The following is a 25,005-nucleotide window of genomic DNA, read 5'->3' on the forward strand; positions in this document are numbered from 1 at the left end:
ACTCCTCCTACTCCTCCTCATCCTCGGGCCGCCGCAGGCCTGGCACCAGCACGGTCGGCACGCCGCGGCGAAGGTCCCATTCGGCCAGCCGCGGCGCCGTATCATTGGCCGGCAGCGCCACCCGCAGCAGCGGGCCGGGGTCCGGCACCACCACCACCGGGGGCAGGACGGGCGGGTCCACCACGGGCGGCACCACCGGGGGGGCGATGACCGGTGGATCCACCGGCGGCGTCACCGGCGGCGGCAGGCCGCTGCAGGTGCTGGCCGCCATGACGCAGTTGTTGAACTGGTAGCCGGGGGAGGCCGCCGGCACCGCCACCAGCCGGGCCGCCGCCTCTCCGCCTACGCCGCCCAGCGTGCCCAGCAGGAAGGCGGACCCGCCCTGGCCCAGCACGCCGAGCCGCCCGGCCTCCAGTGTGCCCAGCACGGCCGCACGGTCCAGCAGCAGGAAGACCGGCGCCGCCCCGGCCTCCAGCGCGAAGACCGCCGGCCCCGCGGGTGCCGCCTGCGCCGGGCCGAAGCTGGCCAGCTGCGTCGGCTGCTGCGCCGGGGCCAGGCCCGGCCGGTCCGCCGCCAGGCCGACGGGAATGGCGGTGAGGCCGCCGGTGCGGCTGTCCATCAGCAGTACCGGCAGCGCCGCCGCGTCGCGCGCCACCAGCCGGCTGGCGGCGCCGGCGCCGAAACCCTGGGGGCTGGCCAGCAGCACGGCGCGATCGGCCTGCAGCACCGCGCCATCCAGCCGCATCGGCCCGGCCGAGCGCAGCACCACATCGGCGCCGCTGGCGGTGCCGGAGACGGTCATCGCCCCCGTCGACAGCAGGCCGAGCGAACCCTGCGCGCTGGCGCCCCGCAGCAGCGGCACGGCATTGCCCGCCCCTTCCAGCGCGATGTTTCCGGTGGCCGAAAGCCGCAGCCCGCCGCTGCCGATGCGGAGCCCCGCGCCGCTGGCCTCCTGGAAAATGTCGCCGGACAGGGCCTGCAGCGTCGCGCCTCCGGCGGAGACGGGTGCGGCGAAGCGCAGCGAGGCGGCGGAGAGGTTCAGCGCCCCGATGAGATCCAGCGCCTCCTCCACCGCCAGGGCGTCGCTGCTGGACAGCGTCAGCGCGCCCAGCTGGCCGCCGAGCAGCGCCACGTCATGCACCTGGCCGAACTGCGCCGCGCCCGGCGTGTCCAGGCGCAGCAGCCCGGTGGAAAGCCGCGCCCCCGGGCCGTCCTGGATGCCGGTCTCGGCGCGCAGATAGATGGTGCCGGCGGCGATCCCGCCCGTCAGCAGCAGCGGCGCGCTGCCTTCCTGGGCGATGGCGAAGCCGCCGGAGGCGCCGCCCGCGCCCAGCGCCGCCACGCGGTTGCCCTGCCCATCCAGCAGCACCTGCCCGGCCATGGCGCGGGCCGTCAGGATGGTGGCGGAAAGCCCGGCGCCGCGCAGCGTCTGGGTGATGTCGCCCGCGGTCGCCTCCAGCTGCGCCGTGCCGGCGGCGACCGGGGCCAGCAGGCCGAGCTGGGCGGCGGAGAGCGTCAGCGCGCCGGGCGCGGCCAACGCTTCCGTCACCTGCAACGACCCGTCCACCGCGAGCGCCAGGCTGCCGGCGCGGCCGCCCACGGAATCGACGGCATGCCGTCCGGCGGCATCCAGCCGCACCGGCCCGGCGGTCTCCAGCCGCAGCGTCGCCCCGCGCAGGGCGCCGCCAGCCACGTCCGTCAGGCCGTTCTCGGTCCGGAAGAACAGGGTGGGCGCGGCGATCGGCCCCTCCAGCCCCAGCGCCAGCGGCCCCTGCTGCGCCAGGGCGAAATCTCCCGCCGCCCCGCTGGCGCCGAGCGCGCCGAAACTGTTGCCGGACCCCAGCAGCGTGACATTGCCGAAGACGGATCGCGCCAGCAGCCGGGGCGCGGCGATGCCGGCGCCGCTCGTGGCCTGGTCCAGGCTGTCCGCGGCGAGGAGGGAGACGGTATCGCCCGCGCTCAGCGCGCCTTCCAGCGTCATGGTGCCGCTGGTGGCGACGCGGAACTGGCCGGTGGCGCTGCCGGGGCCGAGGCGCGGCAGGCTGTTCGCCGCATCCTCCAGCAGCACGTCGCCGGCGCTGGCCCGGGCCAGCAGCCGGCTGGCGGAGAGGCTGGCGCCGGCAGATTGGGTGAGGGCGGTGCCGGCCAGGTCCAGCTCCCCGCCCGTGCTCAGCGGCGCGGCGAGGTTCAGCGCCTGGCTGCTGTGCAGCGCCAGCCCGCCGGGCGCGCTGCTGGCGCCGAGCTCCGCCACCGCATTGGCTGGGCCGCGCAGCTCCACCGAACCGCCCGCCTGGATGAGGAGGCGCGGCGTGGAAAGGCCGGCGGCGGCGGTGGGGCTCTGCCGGAAACTGCCGCCGAATTCCAGCAGCAGCCGGGCGCCGGCCAAGCCGGCCAGCGGGTCCGGCGCCGCATCGCCGCTGCCGCGGAAGGCGAAATCGCCGAGCGCCGTGCCGCCGATCTGCGCGACGTCATTCGCCGCCGCGGCCAGCAGCACCTGCCCGGCCGGCGCTTCCGCCACCAGCCGTCCGGCGCGGATCGCGCCCACGACATCCTGGGTGACATCGCCCAGCCGGGCGCGCAGGCGGGCGCTGCCGGCGGTGACGGGGGCTTCCAGTGACAGCGCGGCGGCTTCCAGCGCCAGGGCGCCGCCCACCGTCAACGCCCCATCCAGCCGCAGGTCGCCGTCCAGCTCCAGGCGGAAATCCCCCGTCGCGCCGCCGCCGGCCAGGACGCCAAAGGCATGGCCGCCGCCATTCACCCCCACGCTGCCGCCGGTCAGCCGGGCGCGATCCGTCACCAGGGCGGAGCCCGCCCCCGCCCGCAGCGCGCCGCCGGCCGCAAGCGTCACGCTGGGCGCGGTGACGCTGCCCAGCAGGTCCAGCGCGCCGGAGGTGGCGAGGCTGATCGCGCCATCGCTGCGCAGCGTGCCGAGCGTGGCGATGGCATTGCTCGGATCCGCCAGCGTCACGGCGCCCAGCGCATCCAGGTCCAGCCGGATGGTGGACAGCCGCGCGCCCTGATCCTGCGTCAGCCCGCCGCCCAGGCGCAGCGCGATCTCCGGCGCGCTCAGCGGCGCGGACAGCAGCAGGTCCCCGGCGGTGGCGACCAGCAGCCGGTCGCCGGCCTCGCCATAGAGCTGGGCAATGCCGTTCAGCGCGGCATCGAGCCGCACCTGGCCGTCCGGCACACGCAATTGCAGCGTCTCTGCCACCAGGCGCGAATTGGCGGCCTGGGTGAGGTCGCCCTGGCGCACCTCCAGCGTCACCAGCCCGGCATTGACTCCGCCGGCCACCTCCAGCGGCCCCGTGGTGGTCAGCGCCAGGCCCTGGGGCACGAAGGCGTCGCCGAGGCGGGCGATGCCATTGCCCTCCCCGGCCAGGGCCACCGGGCCGAGGGCCGAATCCAGCCGCAGCAGCCCGGCCGTCACCCCGGCGCCGCTGGCCTGCTGGCTGACGCCGCGCAGGGCGAAGAGGTCCAGCCCATTGGTCGCCGTGAGGGGCGCGAAGAGGCTGAGGGTCTGCGGCGTCTCCAGCGCGATATCGGCCGCGGTCACCGGACCGTCGATGGACATGGCCAGGCGGCTGGTGACGTCGAAGCGGGTGGCGGCGCTGCCGCCGGCGATGGCGCGGATGGTATTGGCCGCGGCATTCAGCCGCACCGCGCCAGCGCTGCTCTGCGCCTCCAGCGTGCCGAGATCGAGCGCCGCGCCGCTGGCCGACTGGGTGATGTCCCCGGCCGAGCGCAGCACCAGGTCGCCGGTCACGCTGATGTCGCGGCGGATCTCGATGCCCTGGGCGGTGGGGCTGGTGGTTTCCAGCGTCAGCCGGCCTGTGGGTTTCTGGATCGCGGCCTCCACCCGGATGGCCTGTTCGGCCTGCAGGGTCAGCGCACCGGTGGTGGCGCCGATGCTGGCGGCGGTGATTTCCGCCGGTTCGGTGGCGCCGCTGAGCGTGGTGACCACGCGGAGCGTGACGGGGTCCACCAGCACGGTGCCGTTCGCACCGGCCTGCATCACCCCGTCCAGCGCCAGCGCGCCGCGGGACGAAACCTCGATGGCGCCGCCTTCCGCCGTGATGGCGCCGCGCATCTCCGTGCGCTCCGCCGCATGGACGATGACGGTGCCGCCCGGGGCCGAGATTTCGGCGCCCCGCGCCACCGTGGTGCGGGCGGAAAGGCGGCGCGGCTGGCCGATGCGGCTTTCCGCGCCGGCGCCCAGCGTCACCTGCCCGCCGGGGCTGGCCGTGATGCGGGCGGTGCCGCTGGCCTGGACGGTGCCGCTGGCCGTCGCCTCGATGCTGCGGGCGGCCAGCGCGCCGTCGATCCGCACGCCGCCGCCTTCCGCACGCAGCGCCACCTGCGCCGCGCTGGTGCTGCCGCCGGCCTGGACCAGGTTTTCCAGCACGCCGGAGGCGGCGCGGGCGCTGAGCAGCACGCTGCCGCCCTCGGCCTCGATCGTGCCGGACTGGGTGACCAGGGCGGTGGCGCCGGAGGGCGCGGTGGCGACCTGGCGCGTCACATCCAACGCCAGCAGCCCATCGCCAGCGAGGTCGAGCGCGAAAGCCTCCCCCGCCGCCAGCGCCACGCGGCCGAGCCGGGCGCGGATGGTGCCGGAATTTGCCACCTGCGGCCCGACCAGCGCGGCCAGCCCCTGCTGCGCCACGGTGACCTGGCCGCGGTTCTCCACCCGCGCGCCGGGCCGCGGCGCCCCGTCGAAGACCATGCGGCCGGCCACGAAGTTCTGGTTGGTGATGTCGGAGGTGGTGGCGATCAGCGCCCCCACATCCACCTGCGCCCCCTGGTGAAAGACCACCCCCGCCGGATTGACCAGCGCCACCCCGCCATTGGAGGTGACGCGCCCGGCGATGGCCGAGGGGTCGCCCCCCGTCACCCGGTTCAGCGACCAGGAGGTGGCGGCCGGCTGGCGGATATCCACCTGGTGGTTCCGGCCCACATCGAAGCGCTGCCATTCGATCACCGCGCGGTCGCTGGCCTGGTTCACCTGGGTGCGGCTGGCGGTCTGGCTGATGCTGGCCTGGCCGGCCACCACCGCGCCGCCCGAGGGCCGCGCATCCGGCGCCTGGCCGGCGGCGGGCGCGGCGGCGAGGCCGGATGCGGCCGCGAGAAGGCCGGGGGCAAGAAAAGTGGGTCTGCGGCGCATGCGGCCGCATCCTGCGTCAATCCTCACCCAACCATGAAGCGAATTTTCCACCCACCATGCACGCGGGCTTACCCACCCGCGGCGAATTGCCTGCAACCGCCCGGCAGGACAGGATGGCGCGCAGACGGAGGGCGTTGGTCAACAATGGATGTATTCGAGGCGCTGGCCACGCGGCGCAGCCTGCGCGGCTTCCGGCCGGATCCGGTGCCGCGCGCAAGCCTGGAGCGGATCCTGGCCGCCGCCGCCCGCGCCCCCTCCGGCTCCAATATCCAGCCCTGGAAGGTCCGGGTGACGCAAGGGGCGGAAAAGGCGCGGCTGAGTGCCGAGGTGCGCGCCGCGCATGACGCCGGCGCCACCGTGAAGCGGGACTACGAATACTATCCGACCCATTGGCGGGAGCCCTATCTGGCGCGCCGCCGCAAGGTGGGCTGGGGTCTGTATCAGCTGGCCGGGGTGGCGCGCGGCGATGCGGCGGCGGGGCATGCCCAGCGGGCGCGCAACTTCGATTTCTTCGGCGCGCCGGTCGGGCTGTTCTTCACCATCGACCGCGACCTGAACCAGGGGTCCTGGCTGGACTACGGCATGTTCCTGCAATCCATCATGCTGGCCGCGCGCGGCCTCGGCCTCGACAGCTGCGCCCAGGCGGCCTGGTGCGACCACCATGACGTGGTGCGGCGCGTGCTGGGCCTGGCGGATGACCAGGCGCTGGTCTGCGGCATGTCCCTTGGCTTCGCCGACCCGGACGAGCCCACCAACCGGCTGGAGACGGAGCGCGCGCCGCTGGCGGATTTCGTCACCTTCGGTCCGGAGGCGTGAGCCCGGACCCCGCGGCCGCGGTTCTCGACAGCCGGCAGAGCTGGATCCGCCTGGCGGCCATCGTCGGCCTGGCCACGCTGGGCGGCGCCGGCATGTGGTCCGTGGTGGTGGCGCTGCCCTATGTGCAGGCGGAATTCGGCGCGACGCGGGGCGAGGCCTCGCTGCCCTACACGTTGACCATGATCGGCTTCGCGACGGGCGGCATCCTGATGGGACGGCTGGCCGACCGCTTCGGCATCATGGTGCCGGTGCTGTTCGGCACGGTGATGCTGGCGGGTGGCTATGTGCTGGCCGCCATGGCGCCGAGCCTGACGGCCTTTGCGCTGGCGCAGGGCGTGCTGATCGGCGCGCTGGGGTCGTCCGCCGCCTTCGGGCCGCTGATGGCCGATGCCTCCCTCTGGTTCCGGCGGCGGCGCGGCATCGCGGTGGCGCTGGCGGCCTCGGGGAACTACCTGGCCGGCACGGTCTGGCCGCCCATCCTGCAGGCGCTGATCGTGGCGCAGGGCTGGCGCATGGCGCATCTGCTGGTGGGGATCGCACTGCTGGTCACCATGCTGCCGCTGGCCCTGCTGCTGCGGGCCCGGGCGCCGGTGCTGCGGGTGGCGCCCGTGGTGGCGGGGGCGCCGCCGCTGGCGACCGACCGGCCGCTGGGGATGGCGCCCAACAGCCTGACCGCGCTGCTCTGCTTCGCCGGCATCGGCTGCTGCGTCGCCATGGCCATGCCGCAGGTCCATATCGTGGCTTACTGCGGCGACCTCGGCTACGGCGTGGCGCGGGGGACGGAGATGCTGTCCCTGATGCTGGCCTGCGGCATCGTCTCCCGCATCGTCTCGGGCTTCATCGCGGACCGCATCGGCGGCCTGGCCACGCTGCTGCTGGGATCCGTGCTGCAGGCGGTGGCGCTGGCCTTCTACCTGTTCTTCGACAGCCTGGTGTCGCTGTACCTGATCTCGGCGCTGTTCGGCCTGTTCCAGGGCGGCATCGTGCCGAGCTATGCGGTGATCGTGCGCGAGTATTTCCCGGCGCGGCAGGCGGGCACGCGGGTCGGCATCGTGCTGATGGCCACCCTGCTGGGCATGGCGCTGGGCGGCTGGCTTTCGGGCCTCGTCTTCGACTGGACCGGCAGCTATGCCATGGCCTTCCTGAACGGCATGGCCTGGAATGCGGTGAATGTCGCGATCGTGGGCGCGCTGCTGTGGCGGGCGCGGCGGCTGCGGCGCGCGCCGGGCTGAGCTGTCAGGCGGCAACGGTCAGGCGGGGCGATCAGGCGGGGCGGTCCGCCGCTTCCATCGCCCGGGCCTGGCGCGCCATACCGGCGCGGGCGACGGCGGCCAGCAGCGCCTGGCGTTCCACGGGCTTGGAGAGGTGGCCGTCGAAGCCGGACTGCAGCATGGCCTGCACCTGTTCCGGCAGGGCATCCGCCGTCAGGGCCAGGATCGGCAGCCGCGCCGCCGGGCCCGGCAAGGCGCGGATGCGGGCGGTGGTGGCGCTGCCGGTCAGGCCGGGCATCTGCTCATCCATCAGGATCAGGTCCGGCAGCAGGCCGGTCTGCAGCATGGCGAGCGCGGCCTCCCCGCTCTCGGCCTCGATCACCTGGTGGCCGGACGGGCCGAGCAGGGCCATGGCGACGAAGCGGTTCGCGGCGACATCGTCCACCACCAGGATGCGCAGCGCCGCAGCAGGGGCAGCGGGCGCGACCATGGGTGGTCCCTCCGCCGCCGGGGCCTCTGCCGCTGTCGCCGGCAGCGGCAGCGTCAGGGTGAAGCAGCTGCCGCGACCCTGCGGCCCATCCGCATGCGCCAGGCTGCCGCCGAGAGCGCGCGCCAGGGCCGCGCTGATCGCCAGGCCGAGCCCGCTGCCGGTGCGGGATTCGGCGGCATGGCCCTGGGCGAATTCCTCGAAGAGATGCGGCCGCATGGCGGGGGCGACGCCGCTGCCGGCATCGGTGACGGCGAATTCCACCTGATCCCCGGCCGCGGCCACGCGCAGCGTCACCTGGCTGCCCTGCGGGCTGAAGCGGATGGCATTGGCCAGCAGGTTCATCAGGATCTGGCGAAGCCGCAGCCCATCCCCCATCACCGTCCGCGGCAGGCCGGGATCGAGCTGCAGCTCCAGCGTCACGCCCTTGGCCTGGGCGGAGTCCTGCATCATCGCCAGGCTGGTGCGCAGGAAGCCCTCCAGCTGCAGCGGTCGCGGCAGGGCGACGAAGCGCCCGGCCTCGATGCGGGAGATGTCCAGCACCTCGTTCAGGATGGCGAGCAGGTGGCGCCCGGCCTGTTCCAGCGTCACCGCCTGCAGTCGCTGCGTGGGCCCCATGGTCGGGTCATGCGCCAGCGCCTGGGCCAGGCCCATCACGCCATTCAGCGAGGTGCGCAGCTCATGGCTCATGCGCGACAGGAAGCGGGTCTTGTGCGCGCTGGCATGGTCTGCCGCATCGCGCGCCGCGGCCATGGCGGCGGTGGCGCGGGCCGCCGCTTTTTCCTTGCTCAGCGCCACCAGCAGCACCGTGCCGCCGGCCAGGAAGACGACGTTCAGGAAGACTAGCGCGCCGAACATGAAGCCCGCCGGCAGCTGGTTGCCGACCGGCCGCGGCGCGAAGGCGAGCGTGATGGCGGCGATCGCCAGGTAGGTGATGGTGACGCCCGTCAGCAGCATGATGAACAGCGGACGGGATGGCAGCGGCGCCGCGCGCTGGCCGCGCACCAGCTCGCGCAGCGCCAGGCCGTTATAGACCAGCATCACCAGCCCCATCAGCGCCACCCGCATGTCGATGCTGGCATGGAAGGCGGGCACCTGGTTGGCGGCGAGCCAGGCAATGGCGCCGATTGGCATCACCCAGGGCAGGGCTTGCCGGCCCTCGAACTGCCGCGCGCCGGTCCAGTGCAGGCTGAAGCCGATGCAGATCAGCGTATTCGCGAGGTCGATCGAGACCCAGTCCGGCATCACGCCACGGGCGCCGATCAGCACCGTGCCGCCGGAACCCAGCAGCCGCGCCAGGCCCCAGCAGGCCAGCGCCGGCTCGGCGCGATCCTGCGTCCACAGCCAGAGCATCGCCAGGCCGAGAAATCCGCTCAGGACTGCGGAGAAGACGAAGACCGTCGGTAGATGAATCTCAGGCAACCCGGTTCCGCCCCGCAGGCTTGGGGGCGCCTCGTCATGTTGCCTTGAAGTATAGCGCGACCTTTTGCGCACGCTCAACCGGCGGTTGCCGCACCGCATCTGGCGGCCGCCTTGGCCGCATCGCGCGGCTTCGACTCTAGGGAAAGTCGTAGAGCCGCCTTGCATTGTCGGACAGGATGCGGTTGCGGACCGCTTCCTCCGGCGTCCAGTCCAGCATCAGGTCCAGCAGGTCGCCGTCATTCGGCATGACGCGGCCCTGCATGTTCACATGCGGCCAGTCCGATCCCCAGATCAGCCGCTCCGGCGCATGCGCGACCAGGGTGCGGGCCAGCGGGGTGACGGAGGCATAGGGGAAGTCCTCCTTGGTGCAGCGCATGGGGCCGGAAAGCCGTACCCAGACCCGGCCGCTGTCCAGCATCCGCAGCAGGGTGCGGAAGGCGGGCTGCCCCGTGCCGCCGGCGGCCGGCACCGCGCCGAAATGGTCCAGCACCACGGGGCCGGGCAGCGCCATCAGCCGGTCCGCGAAATCCTCGAGGTCGCGCGGGGAGGGGTAGAACTGCACCACCCAGCCGAGCTCCGCCGCCATTGCCGCCGCATCCTCCGACAGATACGGCAGATGCGCGCCGTGATGCGGGCTGACGAAGCGCAGGCCGCGCACGCCGAGGGCATGCAGCCGCGCCATCTCGGCCTGGGTCGTGCCGGGCTTCAGCAGCGCCACGCCGCGGAAATGCTCCGGGAAGCGCGCCAGGGTGTGTTCGAGATGGGTGGTGTCCATGCCGTAGCCGCCGCCGCTGACGATCACGCCATGGTCGATACCCAGCGCCTTGTGCATCGCGATGCAGGTCTCCGGCAGCGCATCCTCCGAGATGTATTTGCTGCCGGGATCGAAGGTGTACTGCGCGGCCGGGCCGAACAGGTGCACCTGGCCATCCACCGATCCGGGCGGGCAGACCAGCCGCGGCGTCTTCGGATTCGGATCGGGCGGCGGTGTCATGGGTGGCATGCGGTGGCCTTTCATTCGGCGCGGATATTGGCGTCGCGGATCACCTGCCGCCAAAGCGGGATTTCCCGCGCGATCAGGGCCCGAAAGTCCTCGGGCGTATTGCCGACGGGCTCGACGCCGGCGCGGTCGAGCCGCGCCATCACCTCCGGGTCGCGGGCGGCGGCCATCAGGGCGCGGGACAGGGTGGCGATGGCCTCCGGCGGTGTGCCGGTCGGCGCCACCACACCCATCCACAGGATCCCCTCGAAGCCCGGCAGGCCCATCTCGGCGATGGTCGGCACATCCGGCAGCTTGGGCGAGCGTTCGCGGCTGGCGATGGCCAGCGCGCGGATCGAACCCTCCGCCAGGCTTGCGGCGGAGGTGGCCAGGCTGTCCAGCTTCAGCTGCACGCGGCCGGCGACGAGGTCGGTGAAGGCGGGCGCGGCGCCGCGATAGGGCACGTGCAGCACCTCCAGCCCCAGCCGACGCAGCATCAGCTCCATGGTCACATGCGGATGGGATCCGATGCCGGCGGAGGAGTAGGTCAGCTTGCCGGGATTGGCCCGCGCATAAGCCACGAATTCCGCGAAGGTCGCGAAGGGCGCCGAGCGCGGCGCGATCAGCAATTCGGCGATCTGCGCCACCAGGGAGATGGGCGCGAAATCACGCTCCGGCTCGAAGCCGCTGTTCGGCGTCAGGCTGGGATTGATGGTGTGGTTCGGCGCGGTGAAGAGCAGCGTATAGCCATCCGGCGTGGCACGCGCCACGCGCTGGGTGCCGACATTGCCGCCGGCGCCCGGCGCGCTGTCGATGATGACGGCGCTGCCCAGCAGCTCCGCCACCTTGCCCATCACCAGCCGCGCCGTGACGTCCACGGTGCCGCCGGGCGGGAAGGGGACGATCAGGCGGATCGGCTGGTTCGGATAATCCGCCGCGCGCGCCCGCGACGAAAGCAAGCCGAGGCTGCCGCCGGCGGCCAGCAGGCCGCGGCGGGTGATGGTGGCGATGGGCATGGCGGGGTTCCCCTTCACTGCCGCTCGATGGCGGCACGCTCGATCACCTGCGCCCAGGTCGCGATGTCGCGCTGCAGCAGCGACGCCATCTCGGCCGGCGTATTGGGTGCGGGCTCCACGCCCAGCGCCAGCAGCCGCGCGCGCATCGCCGGCATCGCCAGGATCTCCCGCAGATGGCCGTTCAGCAGCGCGATGATGGAGGCCGGGGTGCGGGCGGGAGCAAACAGGCCGTTCCAGCCGGTGACGGCATAGTCCGTGAGGCCGGCCTCGCGCAGCGTCGGCAATTCGGGCAGCAGCTGGGACCGCTGTTCCCCGGTGCTGGCGATGGCGCGCACCTGCCCGCCTTCCAGCGCGCCGCGTGCGGCGGCGTAGGATTCGAAGGCCAGCTGCACATCGCCGCGCTGCGCCGCGGTCAGCACCTCCGGCGTGGTGCGATAGGGGATGACGGTGGCATCCAGCCCGGCGGCGACGCGCAGCCATTCGGCGGCCAGGTTCTGCGTGCTGCCCGGGCTGATGGTGCCGATCGCCAGGCTGCGCCCGCCGCGCCCGGCCGCCAGCACATCCGGCACGGAGCGCAGCGCGGATTCGGCGCCCGTCAGCAGCAGCAGGTCGAAGGAGACCAAAGCGGAGATGGCGGTGAAATCCGCCACCGGATCGTAGGGCAGCGACTTGAACAGGGACTTGTTGATGGCATTGCCGGTGCTGAGGATCATCAGCGTCTGGCCATCCGGCGGGGCGGTGGCGCCGAGGCGCGCGGCGACGGCGCCGCCGGCGCCGGGGCGGTTGTCCACCACCACCTGCTGGCCGAGGCGCTGGGACAGCTGCTCCCCCACCAGCCGCGCCGTCAGATCCGCCAGGCCGCCGGGGCCGAAGCCGATGACGATGCGGATGGGGCCGCTGGGATAGGACTGGGCGCGGGCCCCTGCCGAGGGCAGCAACCCGGCGCCGAGCAGGGCGGTGCCGAGCAGCCGGCGGCGACCGGTGCTTGCGGTTGCGGATGGCGTCATGGGCCGTTTCCCCCTTTGTCCGGCCGGACCCTGTTCAGGCGGGGGCGGGGAGGCAAGCGGCAGCTGGGCCCATTCCGGCAGGCGGAAAAGCCGGCCGGCTTGACCCGGCGCCATTCCAGGAGGCGGAATGCGCGCCGAGGCGGCTGCAGCACCGCTCCGGCCCGGCGCCGGCATGGGGGAAGACGAGGATGACGCATCTGGCGATCCGCCGGAGATGAGCGGCCCGCCCGTGAATTCCGTGCTGCGCGCCCTCGCCCTGCTGAAGGAGCTGAACCGGCAGCGCCACACCACGGTGGACCAGCTGCACCGCGCCACCGGCCTTCCCAAGCCCACCATCATGCGGCTGCTGAATACGCTGATCACCTCCGGCCTGGTGGTGAAGGGGGAGCGGGGGCTGGGCTATCGCATCACCTCCCAGGTCGCGGCGCTGAGCTCCGGCTTCCATGGCGGGCCGCTGGTGGCGGAGGCGGGGCGCGCCTGGGCGGCGGACCTGACGCGGCGGCTGAAATGGCCGGCGGCCATCGCGGTGCCGGACCAGGGGCGCGTTGTGGTCGCCGTCAGCACCATGGCGGACAGCGCCGTCTCGCCCTTCCACGCGACGGTCGGCGTGCGCTTCAGCATGGTGACGCGCGCGATCGGCCGCGCCTACCTCGCCTTCTGCCCAGAGGATGAGCAGCGCATCCTGCTCAGCCTGCTCGCCGCCAGCCCGGATCCGGAGGACAATCCGCCGAACCTGGAACGCGTGGTGCAGCGGATGATCGCGATGGTGCGGCGGGAAGGCTATGCGCAGCGCGACCCCAAGGTGGAGCCGCGCAATTCCAATACGGTCGCGGTGCCGATCATGCAGGGCGAGTCCGTCGCCGGCACGCTTGGCCTCAGCTATTTCCGCTCTGTCGTCAGCCATGCCGCATTGACCGGGGAACTGGTGCCGGCACTGCAGGAGGCGAGCCGGCAGATCACCGCCTCCATGGAACGCCTGCAGCAGGGCCTGGCGCGGGCCGGGTAGTTCAGGTGGCCAGCGCGTCGAAGACCGGCGCCACATCCTCCAGCGCCTCCAGCCGCAGCAGGCGCTCCACCGCCGCCTCGGCCCGCGCCGGTTCCAGCACGTCCTTCGTATTGGCTCGGAACTTCGCCACGATGTCGTCGCGCGACATGGGGTTGCTGCGGGTGCCGCGCATGTCGTCGATGCGATGCCGCAGCACGCGACCGTCCCGCATGCGCAGCGTGACGGTGCCGCCGGAGCGCGTGGGCTCCGTCGCCGGATCGTCCTCGTAGAGCACGCGGTCGGCCAGCGCATTGATGACGGGGTCGCGCAGGCTGGATTCCTCGTAGGCGTCCTTGTCCATGCGGCCGCGCACCAGCGCCTCCGCCACCGTGTGCTGCAGGCTGATGCGGCCGTGCCAGGTGGTGGCGGGGCGGCGCTTGTCTTCCACCGGCTCGCACATGGTGGCGAAGGACCGCTTGCCGATCTGGCAGACCACCTCCGCGATGTCTTCGGGCTTCACGCCGTGCGTGCGGCGCAGGGCGATGGCGGCCTCGATATGCGGCATCATGGTGAAGGCGCAGGGATGCACTTTTGATGCGATGTTCAGCACCTCCCAGTTTTCGCCGAGGCCGTCGCAAAGCGCCTCGAAGCGCAAATCGTCGCGGCCCTGCACATGGCTGCGGAACCAGCCGAAGCGGCCGTCGAAGACCGGGGCAGGGCCCGAAATGCCGGCCTCGGCCAGCGCCACGGCGCGCAGCGCGCCGCTGGCGGCGAAGCCCACATGCATCATCTTGGTGGAGCTGCCATCCTCGAAGGAGGCATTCAGCCCGGCCGAAAGGCTGCCCGCCGCACCGATCGCATCCGCGATGACCGGCGCCGCCAGCCCGCGCAGTTTTGCCAGCGCATAGACGCCGCCAAAGACGCCGAAGACGGCGGTGGGATGGAATCCGAGATTGTGCAGCCGCACCGGCGTGATGCGACCGAGGCGGCAGGTCAGCTCGCTGCCCACCAGCACGGCCTCGATCAGCGCCTCGCCGGAGAGGTGGCGGCGTTGGCTTTCCGGGAAGGCGACGGCGACGCAGGGCGCGGTGGGATGGATGAAGCTCTCGATGTGGGTATCGTCGAATTCCAGAACTGCGGTCATCACGCCATTGACGAAGGCCGCGGTCATCGGCGCGACGGGCGCCGCCTCGCCCAGGATGCGCGCGCCGGTGCCGCTCTCCAGCGCCAGGGCGGCACGGCGCGCGGCGGCGACGAGGGGCAGCGGCTTGGCGGCCAGCATCCCGCCGACCAGGTCGAGGATGCGCAGTTTTGTCGACTCCACCACCTCCGCCGGCACCTGGGACAGCGTCAGGCCGGCAGCCCAGGCGGCGGCGCGGTGGTTCAGGCTGTCGCTCATTCGGCCGAAATTCCGGCGCTGCGGATGATGGCGCCGAATTGCCGTGTATCCTCGGCCAGATCCTCGGCGAGCTGGCTCGGCGAGCGAAAACTGGGCACCACGCCGATGCGGCCAAGCCGGTCGAGGAAGGCGGGTTCCTGCAGCATCGCCTCGACATGCCGCGCGAGGGTGGCGACGATCTCGGGTGGCATCCCCGCCGGACCCATCAGCGCCTGCCAGCCGGAGGTGCGGACATTGGGAAAGCCCTGCTCGGCCAAAGTGGGGATCTGCGGCAGCTGCGGCAGGCGGCGGTCGCCGACGGCGGCCAGGCCACGCAGCCTTCCCTGCTGCACATGCTGGATCACGACGGTGTCGATCAGGAAATCAATGTCGCCGCCGAGCATCGCCTGCACCGCGGGGGCGGAACCGCGGAAGGGAATGTGCACCGCCTCGAACCCCGCCTCACGCCGGAACATCTCCGTCATCACATGCAGCGTGGAGCCGATGCCGGAGGAACCGTAGTTCAGCTTGCCGGGGTTGCGTTTGCCGTATTCCACCAGCTCCGCCAGCGTGTTCACCGGCAGGGTCGGCCGCACCGCCAGCAGGCGCTGCGATTCGCTGATATTGGCAACCGTCGAAAAGTCCCGCACCGGGTCGAAGCCGACCTGCGTCATATGCGGCAGGATGGCGAAGATGGCATTGCCGGCGAGCAGCAGCGTGGTGCCGTCCGGTGCCGCGCGCGCCACCGCCCGCGCCGCGATGGCGCCGCCGGCCCCACCCTGGTTCTCCACCACCACCGGCACGCCGAGCCGCGCCGAAAGCTGTTCCCCCACCAGGCGCCCGACCAGATCGCCGGTGCCGCCGGCGGCGTAGGCGACCACCAGGCGGATCGGCCGGTCCGGGAAGGAAGCGAAGGCGGGCCCTGCGGCCAGCAGCGGCGCCAGGGCCAGCGCGCCCAGCAGGGCCCGCCGGGACGGCTGCGGCGGTGGATCGAGCTTCGGCATTCCTGGGGCTCCCTTGGCGGCGGCCATGGCATGGCATTGGCCGGCAGCCTACCGCGCCGCCGGCGGCGCCGCGCGGCGATCTCGAAGCCGTTCCGCATGCCGGAAAGCCACCCATTCCGCGGCGCGCCTTCCCGGCCTTCATGGCAAGGAAGGCGCGCGCGTTTCACGGAGGATCCGCATGCCCATCGTCACCGCCGAACTGCGTCCCTGCACCCAGCGGCAGGCGGATGCCGGCTGGAAATTCGCCCGCGCCACGGTGCCGGAGCTGCAGGGCTGGGTGCTGGTGCTGACCGATACGGACGGTGTGGTGGGCCTCGGCTACGCGCATGCGATACCCGCCATCACCACGCATGGCGCGGGGGCGGAGGCGGCGCTGCATTTCCTGCGTCCGCTGCTGATCGGCCGCGACCCGGCGGAGGCCGGCGCCATCATGGACCTGGTGGAGGCCACGCTGGTCGGCAACCGATCCGTGAAGGCCGCCATCGACATGGCGCTGCACGACCTGCTGGCGCGGCGCGCCGGGCTGCCGCTGTCCGCGCTGATGGGCGGCCGCTTCCGCGACCGCATCCCGCAATCGCGCATCCTGCCGATCAAGGCGCCGGCCGATATGGCGGCCTCCGCCGCCGCGCTGGTGGCCAAGGGCTATCGCACGCTGAAGCTGAAGCTGGCGGGGGAGGCTGCGCTGGATGCGCAGCGCGTGGCGGAGGTGCGTGCGGCGGTGGGCGCCGCCGTCACGCTGACGCTGGACCCGAACCAGTCCTACAGCGCCAAGGGCTTTCTCACGGCCTGGCGGCACATGGAGCGGCACGACATCGCGCTGGTGGAGCAGCCGGTGCCGGCGGGGGACTGGGCGGGCCTCGCGCTGGTGACGCGCACGCTGCCGGTGCCGATCGAGGCCGATGAAAGCGTCGAGACCATCGCCGACGTGCTCCGAGTTGTCGAAGGCCGCGTGGCGGATGTGGTGAACCTGAAACTCACCAAGCTCGGCGGGGTGCGCAACTTCGTGACCGCGGCGCGGATCCTGGAGGCGGGGCAGATCGCGGCGCGCGTCGGCGCCGCCTTCGGCCCGGCGCTGCTGCAGGGCGCCGCCGCCCATGCTGCGGCGTCCCTGCGGCAGCTGCCCTTCGCCTGCGAACTGTCGGAGCACGACCACATCCTGGACGACCCCTTCACGCCGCTGCCGATCGAGGACGGCATGATCGCCGTGCCCGCGGGGCCAGGCTGCGGCGTCGTCTATGCCTGATGGGGATCAGCGCAAGGCGAGCTGCTCTATCAGCCGCGCCATGGCGCGATCCTCCTCGGCCAGGGCGCGGCCGAATTGCGCGCGGTCCTGCAACTGCACCTCGTTGAAGGCGCGGCGCATCGCCTGGGCATAGTCGGGCGTGGCCGCGGCGGCGCGGAAGGTGCGGTCGAGCTGGTCCAGGATCGGCTCCGGCGTCTGCTTCGGCGCGAAGAAGCCGAAGCGCGTCACCAGGTCCACATCCAGCCCCAGCTCCTTCAGCGCCACCAGATCCGGCAGCGCGGCGCTGCGCGTGGCACCGGTCTGCGCCAGCGGAATGGTGCCGTGCGATTCGACGGTGGGCATGATGATGCCGGGCGCGCCCACCACCAGGTCGATATCGCCGGCCAGCAGCGCCGTCATCGCCGGCGCGATGCCGGCATAGGGCACGTGCAGCAGCTTCACGCCGGCGGCGCGCGCCATCGCCTCGCCGGCCAGGTGCGGGGAACTGCCGATGCCGGGGGAGCCGAAGGAGATGCTCTCGGGCTGTGCGCGTGCCGCGGCCAGCATCTCCTGCGCCGTGCGATGCCGAAAGCCGCGCTTCGCCGCGACCATGATGGGCAGCGCCACCAGCTGGCAGACCGGCGCGAAATCCGCCGTCGTATAGGGCTGGTTCTGGATGCGCGGCACTACGGTGAGCGCGGCGGTGCCGCCAAACAGCAGCGTATAGCCATCCGGCGTGCTGGTGCGGACGCGGTTGGCGCCGATGCCGCCGCCGCCGCCGACCACGGATTCGATCACCACCGGCTGGCCCAGCCGCTGCGCGAAATCGTTCTGCAACAGCCGGATATACTGGTCCGTGCCGCCCGCGGCATAGGGCACGATCACGCGGATCGGCCGATTCGGGAAGTCCTGTGCCGCGGCGGGGCGGGCCAGCAGGGCGGTGGCCGCGGCGGTGAGCGTGTGGCGGCGCGTGATGGGCATCAGCCTGTCCTCCTAGAGATGCCGGCCGCCATCCACCAGCAGCGACGTGCCGGTGGTGAGGCGTAGATGCGTGACGGCGGAGACCACCGCGAGCGCCACGTCATCCGCCTGGCAGACGATCTTCAGCGGCGTCAGCGCCGCCTGCTTCAGCACGGCCTCGCGGCTGCGGCCCGGCACGAAGCCGGTGTCGACGGCGGCGGGGGAGATGCCGATGACACGGATCTCCGGCCCCAGCACGCGAGCCAGCGAAACGCCCATCACATCTAGCGCGGCTTTGGAGGCGCAATAGGCGATGCTGCTGCCGAGCCCGTTCACCGCGGCAAGGGAGGAGATATTCACCACCACCGCATCGCCACTGCGCTTCAGCAGCGGCGCGAAGGCGCGGATGGTGGAATAGGGGCCGCGCACATTGGTGATCAGGATGCGGTCGAAGGTCTCGTCGTCCAGCGCCTCCAGATCCGCATGCGGCACGGCGCGGGTGGTGCCGGCGGAATTCACCAGCACATCGGCGCGGCCGAGTTTTGTCTCGACCTCCGCCGCCGCGGCGCGGATCGCGGCGGTATCCGCCATGGGCAGATGCAGCGGCAGATGGCCGCTGCCCGGCAGCTCCGCCGCCAGCGCCTCCGCCCGCTCGCGCCCGCTGTTGTAGCCGATGGCGATGGTGGCGCCGAGCGCGGCCAGCCGGCGGGCGGAGGCAGCGCCGATGCCGCTGCTGCCGCCGGTGATGACGACGACCTTGCCCGCCAGGTCATAGGGGCCGAGGGCGCCTGGATTCACGTCGCTCATGCGCTTTGTCCTTCTGCTGTCTCAGCCGGTCGTCAGGTTCAGCGCGGCCAGGAGCTGCGCCGTCGCGGCATCCTCCGCGGCGAGGAAGTCCTGGAACTGCGCGGGGGCGAGCAGCTCCACCTCGTTGAAGGCGCGCTGCATCGCCTGCGCATAGGCGGGGTCGGCGCCGCCCTCCAGCAGCAGCCGCGACCAGCGCTCGATCACCGCGGCATCGGTGCCCTTCGGCGCGAAGAAGCCGAAGCGGGTGACCAGATCCACCTCCAGCCCCGCCTCGCGCAGCGTCGGCAGGTCGCGCAGCACGGCGATGCGCCGCGTGCCGGTCTGCGCCAGCGGCACCACGCCACGCTCCACCAGCGGCATGATATTGCCGGGCGCGCCCATCACCAGGTCGATTTCGCCGGCCAGCAGCGCCACCACCGCGGTCGCCACGCCGGAATAGGGCACGTGCAGCAGCTTCACGCCGGCGGCTTTGGCCATCGCCTCCGCCACCAGGTGCGGCGTGCTGCCGATGCCGGGCGTGCCGTAGCTCAGCCCCTCCGGCTTCGCACGGGCCGCGCGCAGGAAGCCGGCGAAGTCCGTGAAGGGCGCGCCCTGGCGCGCCGCCAGCACATAGGGGATGGCGATGAGATTCGCGATCGGCGCGAAATCGGCGATGGAATAGTTCAGCTTCTGCAGCCGCGGCACCGCCGTCAGCGCCCCGGTGCCGGCGAAGAGCAGGGTATAGCCATCCGCCGGCGCCTGACGCACGCGATTGGCGCCGATGGAGCCGCCGCCGCCGGTGACGGAATCGATCACCACGGGCTGGCCGAGCGCCTGGTTCAGCCCCGCCTGCAGCGGCCGGATGAACTGGTCCGCGCCGCCCGCCGCATAGGGGACGATCACGCGGATGGTGCGGTTGGGATAGGCCTGCGCGCGCGCCGCTCGCGCGCCCAGCATCAGCCCCGCCGCGGCCAGGGCGCTGCGCCGTGTGGTTCTCATCTGCTTTCCTCCTGCATGCGGAACAGCCGCGCCGGATTGCGCCACAGGATCTTCTCCCGCGCCGCCGCATTCGGCACGACGCGATGCAGCGCCGCCAGCAGCGGGCCGAAATCGGTGCGGGCCTTGGCGCGCAGGAAGGGCCAGTCGGAGCCCCAGATGCAGCGGTCGATGCCGAAGGCCTCGATCAGCGCGGCGATGTAGGGATCCGTATCGGCATAGGGCGACCCCGCCTCGGTGAAGCGGAAGATGCCCGAAAGCTTGATCACCGCAGCGCTGCCGCGGCCGAATTCCAGCAGGGCCTGGAAGGCCGGCTGCTGCAGCCCGCCCGGCAGCTCCGGCCGCCCCGAATGATCGATGACGACGGGCAGGCGCGCCGCGCGCAGCAGCGGCAGCGCGGCGAGGAAGGACTCGCCGTGGTGGTAATGGATCTGCGCGAACCAGCCGGCCTCGCGCGCCCGCGCCAGGGCCCGCGCGTGCAGCGGCGGGCTGGTGGGGAAATCCAGGTTGAAGCGGATGCCGACGATGCCGCCTTCCACCAAGCGGTAGATCTCCGCCTCCGGCGTCGCATCCGGCAGCAGCGCCACGCCCTTCAGCCTGCCGGCGGAGGCGGCGATGGCCTCGAGCATATAGGTATTATCGGCGCCGTAGCCGCCGAGCGGATTGATCAGCACGCCATGGGTGAAGCCGTGGCTTGCCAGCATCTGCAGGAATTGCGGCGCGGTGCCCAGCTCATTCGGCTGGATATCGAAGCCGCGATCGCCGCCCCAGCCCTGGCGGGTGAGGTCGAAGGCATGCGCGTGGGAATCGACGGCGGGCATGGCGCGTCCTTCAGAAGCCGTAGAGGCGGGCGGGGTTGTCCACCAGCAGGCGTTGGCGATCCGCCTGCGTCGGCGCGAAGTCCGGCACCAGGTTCAGCAGCTCCATCTCATCCACCGGCGTGGTCAGGTTCGGATGCGGGAAGTCGGTGCCCCAGAGCACCCGATCCGGCGCGGCGCGCAGAAGGGCGCGCGCGAAGGGCAGCGCGGCCGTGAAGGGGGACAGAGTCATCCGCTCCGCGCCGCTCAGCTTCACCCAGATGCGCTCGTCCTCCAGCAGTTTGAGCAGCATGCGGAAGGCCGGGCCGTCCACGCCCAGGGCGGGATCGACGCGGCCCATATGGTCGATCACCACGGGCATGCGCAGCGTGCGGATCAGCGGCGCCATCTCCGTCACGCCATCGCCCTGCAGCTGCATCACCATGTGCCAGCCGAGCGGCCGCACGCGATCCGCCGCGCGGCGCACCAGGTCCAGATCCGGCGCGCCGCCCAGCGACTTGATGAAGTTGAAGCGGATGCCGCGCACGCCGGCCGCCTGCATCTCCTGCAGCTCGGCCTCCGTCGTCGCATCGTCGATCATTGCGACGCCGCGATAGCGCGCGGGGTCGCTGCGCAGCGCATCGACCATGGCGCGATTGTCCGTGCCGTGGCAGCTGGCCTGCACGATGACGGCGCGGCCGAGGCCGAGGCGACGGTGCAGCGCGGCCAGCACCTCCTTCGGCCGATCCTCCGGCGTGTAGCGGCGGCTGGGCGCATAGGGGAAGCGGTCGGCAGGGCCGAAGACGTGGCAATGCGAATCGCAGGCCAGCGGCGGCACCTCGCATCGCGCCACGCGCCGGACAGCGTCCATTCCCTCGGCCTGCATGGCTTTCCCCCGACTTCTGCGCGGCAGGCTAATGCCCGGCCGCGGCACGGCAGAAGGAGGTTCTGCCCGCTTTCCGCATCGCGGAATTGTGGACGGTCAGGGCGGCGCCGGCGCCTGGCCCTGCAGGCGGTCCATGGCGGCGGTGATCTCGCGGCTGGCCTGCTGAAGCGCCGGCACCAGCTCCTCCACCAGCATGCGGTGGCTGACGGCGGAGCGGAAGAAGCTGAGACCGATGGTGCCGGCCACCGATGCGCCCTGCAGGATCGGCACCGCGACGGTGTTGGAGGAGCGCGGCTCCACCTTCGGGTCGCGCAGCGCGTAGCCCTGGCGCCGCACCGTCGCGACGATGGCGCGCACCACGCGGTCCAGCTTCGGCGGATTGTCCTCGTGGTTGGGTGAGGCCGCGAGCAGGCGCAGCAGGATGCGGCGCTCCGCCTCCGGGCAGCAGGCGAGATAGGCGCGGCCGAGGGCGCGCGTCACCAGGCTGTGGCGCACGCCGACGGTCGCGTGGAAGGGCGAGACGGTGCTGCTGGCCGCGGTGCTGGCCGCGATCAGGATGCGCCCGCCATCCGGCACCGCGATGGCCGCCGGCCAGCGCAGCCGGCGCGTGAGGTCCGCCGCCCAGGGCCGCCCGGCCTCCGCCACCAATGGCCCGCCATGGAAGCCGGCGCTGAGCGTCTGCACATCCGAGGTGACGCGATAGCCGATGCCACGCTCCCCCTTCGCCACCAGCCCAGCGGCGGCCAGCGTGCCGAGCAGCCGCATCACCGTCGGCTTCGGCAGCGCGGTGACGCGGTGCAGCTGGTCCACGGTCGTGGTCTGCTGCCTGTTCAGCTCCCGCAGGATGGACAGGGCGCGCAGCACGGATTGGACCGGCGGTTCGTTCAGCGGCTCGGCTCCGCCTGGAGGTTTGGTTCCGGCACGGTCTCCGCAAGATCGGAGACGGTCAGCACCAGCTTGCCGATCTGCGCATTGGCGTCCAGCACGGATTGCGCCTGCCCCGCCTCCTCCAGCGGGTGGATGCCGCAGATATGCGTGCGGATGCGGCCTGCCTCCAGCAGCGGCCAGACCTGGTCCACCAATTCGCGCGCGATGCGGCCCTTATAGGCGGGCGGGCGTGACCGCAGGGTGGAGCCGGTGAGGGTGAGGCGGCGGATGTAGATGTCGCGCGTGCTGATCTCCGCCTTGGGCGCGCGGTGGCTGGCGATCAGCACCAGGCGGCCATCGGGCGCCAGCAGGCTCATCTCCGGCGCGGTGTAGTCGCCGCCCTGCGAGTCCAGGATCACGTCAATGCCGGCGGGCGCCAGGGCGCGCAGCTGCTCCGCCCAATCCGCCGCGCGATAATCCACCACGCCGCTCGCGCCCATCTCCCGGCACAGCGCCTGCTTGTCGGCGCTGCTGCTGGTGGCGAGCACGGTGGCGCCGCGCAGCTGCACGCCGATTTGCATAGCGGCGAGGCCCACGCCGCTGGTGCCGCCCTGCACCAGCAGCGTTTCGCCCTCCGCCAGTCGCCCGAGCCAGATCACGTTGTTCCAGGCGGTGAAGAACACTTCGGGCAGCGTCGCCGCCTGCGCGAAGCTGAAGCCGCGCGGCACCGGCATGCATTGCGGCGCCGGCACCAGGCAGAACTCGGAATAACCACCGCCGGAGACGAGCGCGCAGACGGCATCGCCGACGCGCGGCCAAATGACATCCGGCGCCACCGCCTCCACCACGCCGGCGACGTCCAAGCCGGGGATATCCGTGACGCCGGGCGGCGGCGGGTAGAGGCCCTTGCGCTGCTGCACATCCGGCCGGTTCACGCCGGCGGCGGCGACGCGCACCAGCACCTCTCCCGGGCCGCAGGCGGGCACGGGGCGGTCCGCCAGCGCCAGCACCTCCGGCCCGCCCTGGCCCCTGATCTCAATCACGCGCATGCCCTGGCCTCCCTCCGGATCGGCTGCCCCTAGCATGGCGGCGCGGCGAGCAGGCCGGCCGTGGCGGCCTGTTCCGGCATGCGGAATTCACCGCCGATTCGCTGGATGGGCCGGGCGGAGCGTCTAGGCTGCATCGCAAGGCGCGGCGTGACGCGCCGTGGAGGAAATGCATGCTGTCCGGCCCCCAAGCGGCAGCCGATCGATGCGCTGTCGCGATCCGACGCCGCGCGCTGCTGGGCGCGGGCCTCGCCGCCTTCGCCACGCCGCTGGCCGCGCAGGAGGCCTGGCCGAGCCGGCCGGCGCGCATCCTGGTGCCCTTCGCCCCCGGCGGCACCACCGACATTCCCGCGCGCATCATCGCCGAGCATCTGGCGCGCAAGCTGGGCAAACCCTTCGTGGTGGAGAATCGCTCCGGCGCCGGCGGCGCGCTCGGCATCCGCACCGTGGCGCAGGCGAATGACCGGCACACGCTGCTGCACACCACCTCCGCCGTCGCCATCCTGCCGGCGCTGCAGCGCGACCCGGGCTTCGATCCGCTGGTGGACCTGGTGCCGATCACCATGACCACCGCCTCGCCCATCCTGCTGGTGGTGCGCGGCGATTCGCCGATCAAGGACCTGCCGGACTACCTGGCGCGGGCACGGGCCGCGCCGGGGCGGATCAGCTTCGGCACCGCCGGCATCGGCACCACCGTGCACCTGGCCGGGGAACTGCTGAAGCTGCGCGCGGGGCTCGATCTGCTGCACGTGCCCTATCGCGGCTCCTCGCCCTCCGCCACCGCGCTGCTGGCGGGTGAGGTCGATAGCGGCTTTCTCAGCCCCATCGAGGTGCTGGCGCATATCCGCGGCGGACGGCTGCGCGCTTTGGCGAATTGCGCGGCGACGCGCAGCGCCCTGCTGCCGGAAACGCCGGCGATGCCGGAGGCCGTGCCCAACTACGAAGGCGTGCAGCTCTGGTTCGGCCTTTTCGGCCCGCGCGACCTGCCGGCCGAGGCGGTGGCGACGGTGATGCGCGAGCTGGCGCCGCTGCGCCAGGGCGCGCCGCTGGCGGAGCGCATGGCGGAGCTCGGCGCCGAGACATTGCTGGATGGGCCGGAGGTGCTGGCGGCGCGGATGCGCGCCGAGGTGCCGCTCTGGCAAGCCATGGTCGCAGCCGCAGGAATCCCGCGCGAATGAACGACACACCTTTGGTCGACACGCATTTCCACGTCTATCTGAAGGACATGCCGCTGACCTCCTGGGCCTGGCACCACCCGCCTGAGGATGCTTCCGCCGAGCGCTTCATCGAGGTGATGGACCAGCACGGCATCGGCTTCGGCGTGATCGCGGCGGCCAGCCTGCATGGCCAGTACAACGACTACGTCATCCGGTCGCTGCGCCGCCACAAGCGGCTGCGCGGCACGGTCTTCGTGCAGCCGGAGACGGATATGTACACGCTGGAGCGGATGAAGGCCGATGGCGTGGTCGGCATCCGCCTGTTCTTCCGCCGCGTGCCGAATCCGCCGGACCTCACCAGCCCCGAATACCGTCTGCTGCTGCGCCGCGTGCGGGACCTGGACTGGCACGTGCACACGCTGGTCAGCAGCCCGATGCTGCCCGAGGTGATCCAGGCAGTGGAAGGCGCCGGCGTGAAGCTGGTGATCGACCATTTCGGCAAGCCGGACGAGGCGCTCGGCGTGAACTGCCCCGGCTTCAAGGCGCTGCTGGCGGCGGTGGAGCGTGGCCGCACCTGGGTGAAGATGTCCGGTGGCTTCCGGATGCCATCAAAGGACTCCGCGCGCAGCTATGCGCAGGCGCTGCTGCGCGTGTCCGGTGGCGAGAGGCTGATGTGGGCCAGCGACTGGCCCTTCGCCGCCTTCGAGGATCGCGTCAGCTATGCGCAGACCATCGCGGATCTGCACGACTGGGTGCCGGATGCGGCAACGCGCCGGCTGATCGGCGGCGAGACGCCGATGCGCCTGTAGTTCGACCAATGACAAG

Annotated in this window: 20 protein-coding genes; 6 read left to right on the plus strand and 14 right to left on the minus strand. The window is 72.4% G+C overall.

Annotated features, from left to right (window positions below):
• Nucleotides 1–7: 7 nt before the first annotated feature.
• Nucleotides 8–5,158, minus strand: a complete 5,151-nt coding sequence (locus tag J3S20_RS05185) for a two-partner secretion domain-containing protein (protein WP_216835191.1) — start codon at nucleotides 5,156–5,158, stop codon at nucleotides 8–10.
• Between the two features lie 144 nt (nucleotides 5,159–5,302).
• Here J3S20_RS05185 and J3S20_RS05190 point away from each other — a divergent pair, with 144 nt between their 5' ends.
• The gene (locus tag J3S20_RS05190; RefSeq protein WP_216835192.1) at nucleotides 5,303–5,974 is read left to right on the plus strand and encodes a nitroreductase; all 672 of its coding nucleotides are present in this window, start codon (nucleotides 5,303–5,305) and stop codon (nucleotides 5,972–5,974) included.
• Nucleotides 5,971–7,206 carry an MFS transporter gene (locus J3S20_RS05195; RefSeq protein ID WP_343215160.1) on the plus strand — a complete coding sequence of 412 codons (1,236 nt, stop codon included), beginning with the start codon at nucleotides 5,971–5,973 and terminating at the stop codon, nucleotides 7,204–7,206. Before J3S20_RS05190 ends, J3S20_RS05195 begins: the two co-directional genes overlap by 4 nt.
• Nucleotides 7,207–7,237: 31 nt before the next feature.
• Here J3S20_RS05195 and J3S20_RS05200 read toward each other — a convergent pair whose 3' ends face one another.
• The 4 genes from J3S20_RS05200 to J3S20_RS05215 all read right to left on the minus strand — a co-directional run bounded on the left by J3S20_RS05200 (nucleotide 7,238) and on the right by J3S20_RS05215 (nucleotide 12,096).
• Nucleotides 7,238–9,094, minus strand: coding sequence for a hybrid sensor histidine kinase/response regulator (locus J3S20_RS05200; protein WP_216835193.1), 1,857 nt, complete (start codon nucleotides 9,092–9,094; stop codon nucleotides 7,238–7,240).
• A gap of 136 nt (nucleotides 9,095–9,230) precedes the next feature.
• On the minus strand, nucleotides 9,231–10,097 hold the full coding sequence (locus J3S20_RS05205; RefSeq protein WP_216835194.1) for an amidohydrolase family protein: 867 nt from the start codon (nucleotides 10,095–10,097) through the stop codon (nucleotides 9,231–9,233).
• Nucleotides 10,098–10,108: 11 nt separating this feature from the next.
• The gene (locus J3S20_RS05210) at nucleotides 10,109–11,089 is read right to left on the minus strand and encodes a Bug family tripartite tricarboxylate transporter substrate binding protein (protein ID WP_216835195.1); all 981 of its coding nucleotides are present in this window, start codon (nucleotides 11,087–11,089) and stop codon (nucleotides 10,109–10,111) included.
• Nucleotides 11,090–11,103: 14 nt separating this feature from the next.
• Entirely contained in the window at nucleotides 11,104–12,096 is a 993-nt protein-coding gene (locus J3S20_RS05215; RefSeq protein ID WP_216835196.1) for a Bug family tripartite tricarboxylate transporter substrate binding protein, read from the minus strand.
• Nucleotides 12,097–12,223: 127 nt separating this feature from the next.
• On the opposite strand from J3S20_RS05215, the gene J3S20_RS05220 reads away from it, so the two are divergent.
• A complete protein-coding gene (locus J3S20_RS05220) occupies nucleotides 12,224–13,102 on the plus strand; it encodes a DNA-binding transcriptional regulator (RefSeq protein ID WP_216835197.1) in 879 nt (292 codons plus the stop codon).
• 1 nt (nucleotide 13,103) lies between these two features.
• On the opposite strand, the gene J3S20_RS05225 is transcribed toward J3S20_RS05220, so the two are convergent.
• The gene (locus J3S20_RS05225; protein ID WP_216835198.1) at nucleotides 13,104–14,480 is read right to left on the minus strand and encodes an MmgE/PrpD family protein; all 1,377 of its coding nucleotides are present in this window, start codon (nucleotides 14,478–14,480) and stop codon (nucleotides 13,104–13,106) included.
• Entirely contained in the window at nucleotides 14,477–15,463 is a 987-nt protein-coding gene (locus J3S20_RS05230; RefSeq protein WP_216835199.1) for a Bug family tripartite tricarboxylate transporter substrate binding protein, read from the minus strand. Before J3S20_RS05230 ends, J3S20_RS05225 begins: the two co-directional genes overlap by 4 nt.
• A 178-nt stretch (nucleotides 15,464–15,641) precedes the next feature.
• On the opposite strand from J3S20_RS05230, the gene J3S20_RS05235 reads away from it, so the two are divergent.
• On the plus strand, nucleotides 15,642–16,706 hold the full coding sequence (locus tag J3S20_RS05235; protein ID WP_216835200.1) for a mandelate racemase/muconate lactonizing enzyme family protein: 1,065 nt from the start codon (nucleotides 15,642–15,644) through the stop codon (nucleotides 16,704–16,706).
• A gap of 6 nt (nucleotides 16,707–16,712) precedes the next feature.
• Here the strand turns inward: J3S20_RS05235 and J3S20_RS05240 are convergent, their stop codons facing one another.
• From J3S20_RS05240 to J3S20_RS05270, 7 genes are all read right to left on the minus strand, one after another.
• Nucleotides 16,713–17,666, minus strand: coding sequence for a tripartite tricarboxylate transporter substrate binding protein (locus J3S20_RS05240; protein WP_216835201.1), 954 nt, complete (start codon nucleotides 17,664–17,666; stop codon nucleotides 16,713–16,715).
• Nucleotides 17,667–17,678: 12 nt separating this feature from the next.
• On the minus strand, nucleotides 17,679–18,452 hold the full coding sequence (locus J3S20_RS05245) for an SDR family NAD(P)-dependent oxidoreductase (protein ID WP_216835202.1): 774 nt from the start codon (nucleotides 18,450–18,452) through the stop codon (nucleotides 17,679–17,681).
• Nucleotides 18,453–18,473: 21 nt separating this feature from the next.
• Nucleotides 18,474–19,430, minus strand: coding sequence for a Bug family tripartite tricarboxylate transporter substrate binding protein (locus J3S20_RS05250; protein WP_216835203.1), 957 nt, complete (start codon nucleotides 19,428–19,430; stop codon nucleotides 18,474–18,476).
• Entirely contained in the window at nucleotides 19,427–20,248 is an 822-nt protein-coding gene (locus J3S20_RS05255; protein ID WP_216835204.1) for an amidohydrolase family protein, read from the minus strand. Before J3S20_RS05255 ends, J3S20_RS05250 begins: the two co-directional genes overlap by 4 nt.
• A gap of 10 nt (nucleotides 20,249–20,258) precedes the next feature.
• Complete coding sequence (locus J3S20_RS05260; RefSeq protein WP_246602267.1) at nucleotides 20,259–21,095, minus strand: amidohydrolase family protein; 837 nt, start codon at nucleotides 21,093–21,095, stop codon at nucleotides 20,259–20,261.
• 111 nt (nucleotides 21,096–21,206) lie between these two features.
• Nucleotides 21,207–21,974 (minus strand): helix-turn-helix domain-containing protein, encoded by a 768-nt coding sequence (locus J3S20_RS05265; RefSeq protein ID WP_216835205.1) that lies wholly within the window; start codon nucleotides 21,972–21,974, stop codon nucleotides 21,207–21,209.
• A gap of 20 nt (nucleotides 21,975–21,994) precedes the next feature.
• Nucleotides 21,995–23,026 (minus strand): NAD(P)H-quinone oxidoreductase, encoded by a 1,032-nt coding sequence (locus tag J3S20_RS05270; protein WP_216835206.1) that lies wholly within the window; start codon nucleotides 23,024–23,026, stop codon nucleotides 21,995–21,997.
• Nucleotides 23,027–23,196: 170 nt separating this feature from the next.
• Between J3S20_RS05270 and J3S20_RS05275 the strand changes: the two genes are divergently transcribed.
• Nucleotides 23,197–24,201, plus strand: coding sequence for a Bug family tripartite tricarboxylate transporter substrate binding protein (locus tag J3S20_RS05275; protein WP_216835207.1), 1,005 nt, complete (start codon nucleotides 23,197–23,199; stop codon nucleotides 24,199–24,201).
• Nucleotides 24,198–24,989: an amidohydrolase family protein gene (locus J3S20_RS05280; RefSeq protein WP_216835208.1), complete on the plus strand. Its 792-nt coding sequence runs from the start codon at nucleotides 24,198–24,200 to the stop codon at nucleotides 24,987–24,989. The genes J3S20_RS05275 and J3S20_RS05280 overlap by 4 nt, the downstream gene beginning before the upstream one ends.
• The last annotated feature ends 16 nt before the right edge of the window (nucleotides 24,990–25,005 follow it).

Origin of the sequence: Falsiroseomonas tokyonensis (assembly GCF_019024325.1) — a bacterium.
GTDB classification, from domain to species: Bacteria; Pseudomonadota; Alphaproteobacteria; order Acetobacterales; family Acetobacteraceae; genus Falsiroseomonas; species Falsiroseomonas tokyonensis.

Excerpts from the sequence above, each read along its gene's own strand:
- J3S20_RS05185 (WP_216835191.1), bottom strand. The coding sequence starts at position 5,158 with ATGCGCCGCAGACCCACTTTTCTTGCCCCCGGCCTTCTCGCGGCCGCA.
- J3S20_RS05190 (WP_216835192.1), top strand. The coding sequence starts at position 5,303 with ATGGATGTATTCGAGGCGCTGGCCACGCGGCGCAGCCTGCGCGGCTTC.
- J3S20_RS05205 (WP_216835194.1), bottom strand. The coding sequence starts at position 10,097 with ATGCCACCCATGACACCGCCGCCCGATCCGAATCCGAAGACGCCGCGG.
- J3S20_RS05210 (WP_216835195.1), bottom strand. The coding sequence starts at position 11,089 with ATGCCCATCGCCACCATCACCCGCCGCGGCCTGCTGGCCGCCGGCGGC.
- J3S20_RS05215 (WP_216835196.1), bottom strand. The coding sequence starts at position 12,096 with ATGACGCCATCCGCAACCGCAAGCACCGGTCGCCGCCGGCTGCTCGGC.
- J3S20_RS05220 (WP_216835197.1), top strand. The coding sequence starts at position 12,224 with ATGCGCGCCGAGGCGGCTGCAGCACCGCTCCGGCCCGGCGCCGGCATG.
- J3S20_RS05225 (WP_216835198.1), bottom strand. The coding sequence starts at position 14,480 with ATGAGCGACAGCCTGAACCACCGCGCCGCCGCCTGGGCTGCCGGCCTG.
- J3S20_RS05230 (WP_216835199.1), bottom strand. The coding sequence starts at position 15,463 with ATGCCGAAGCTCGATCCACCGCCGCAGCCGTCCCGGCGGGCCCTGCTG.
- J3S20_RS05235 (WP_216835200.1), top strand. The coding sequence starts at position 15,642 with ATGCCCATCGTCACCGCCGAACTGCGTCCCTGCACCCAGCGGCAGGCG.
- J3S20_RS05240 (WP_216835201.1), bottom strand. The coding sequence starts at position 17,666 with ATGCCCATCACGCGCCGCCACACGCTCACCGCCGCGGCCACCGCCCTG.
- J3S20_RS05245 (WP_216835202.1), bottom strand. The coding sequence starts at position 18,452 with ATGAGCGACGTGAATCCAGGCGCCCTCGGCCCCTATGACCTGGCGGGC.
- J3S20_RS05250 (WP_216835203.1), bottom strand. The coding sequence starts at position 19,430 with ATGAGAACCACACGGCGCAGCGCCCTGGCCGCGGCGGGGCTGATGCTG.
- J3S20_RS05255 (WP_216835204.1), bottom strand. The coding sequence starts at position 20,248 with ATGCCCGCCGTCGATTCCCACGCGCATGCCTTCGACCTCACCCGCCAG.
- J3S20_RS05260 (WP_246602267.1), bottom strand. The coding sequence starts at position 21,095 with ATGGACGCTGTCCGGCGCGTGGCGCGATGCGAGGTGCCGCCGCTGGCC.
- J3S20_RS05270 (WP_216835206.1), bottom strand. The coding sequence starts at position 23,026 with ATGCGCGTGATTGAGATCAGGGGCCAGGGCGGGCCGGAGGTGCTGGCG.
- J3S20_RS05275 (WP_216835207.1), top strand. The coding sequence starts at position 23,197 with ATGCTGTCCGGCCCCCAAGCGGCAGCCGATCGATGCGCTGTCGCGATC.
- J3S20_RS05280 (WP_216835208.1), top strand. The coding sequence starts at position 24,198 with ATGAACGACACACCTTTGGTCGACACGCATTTCCACGTCTATCTGAAG.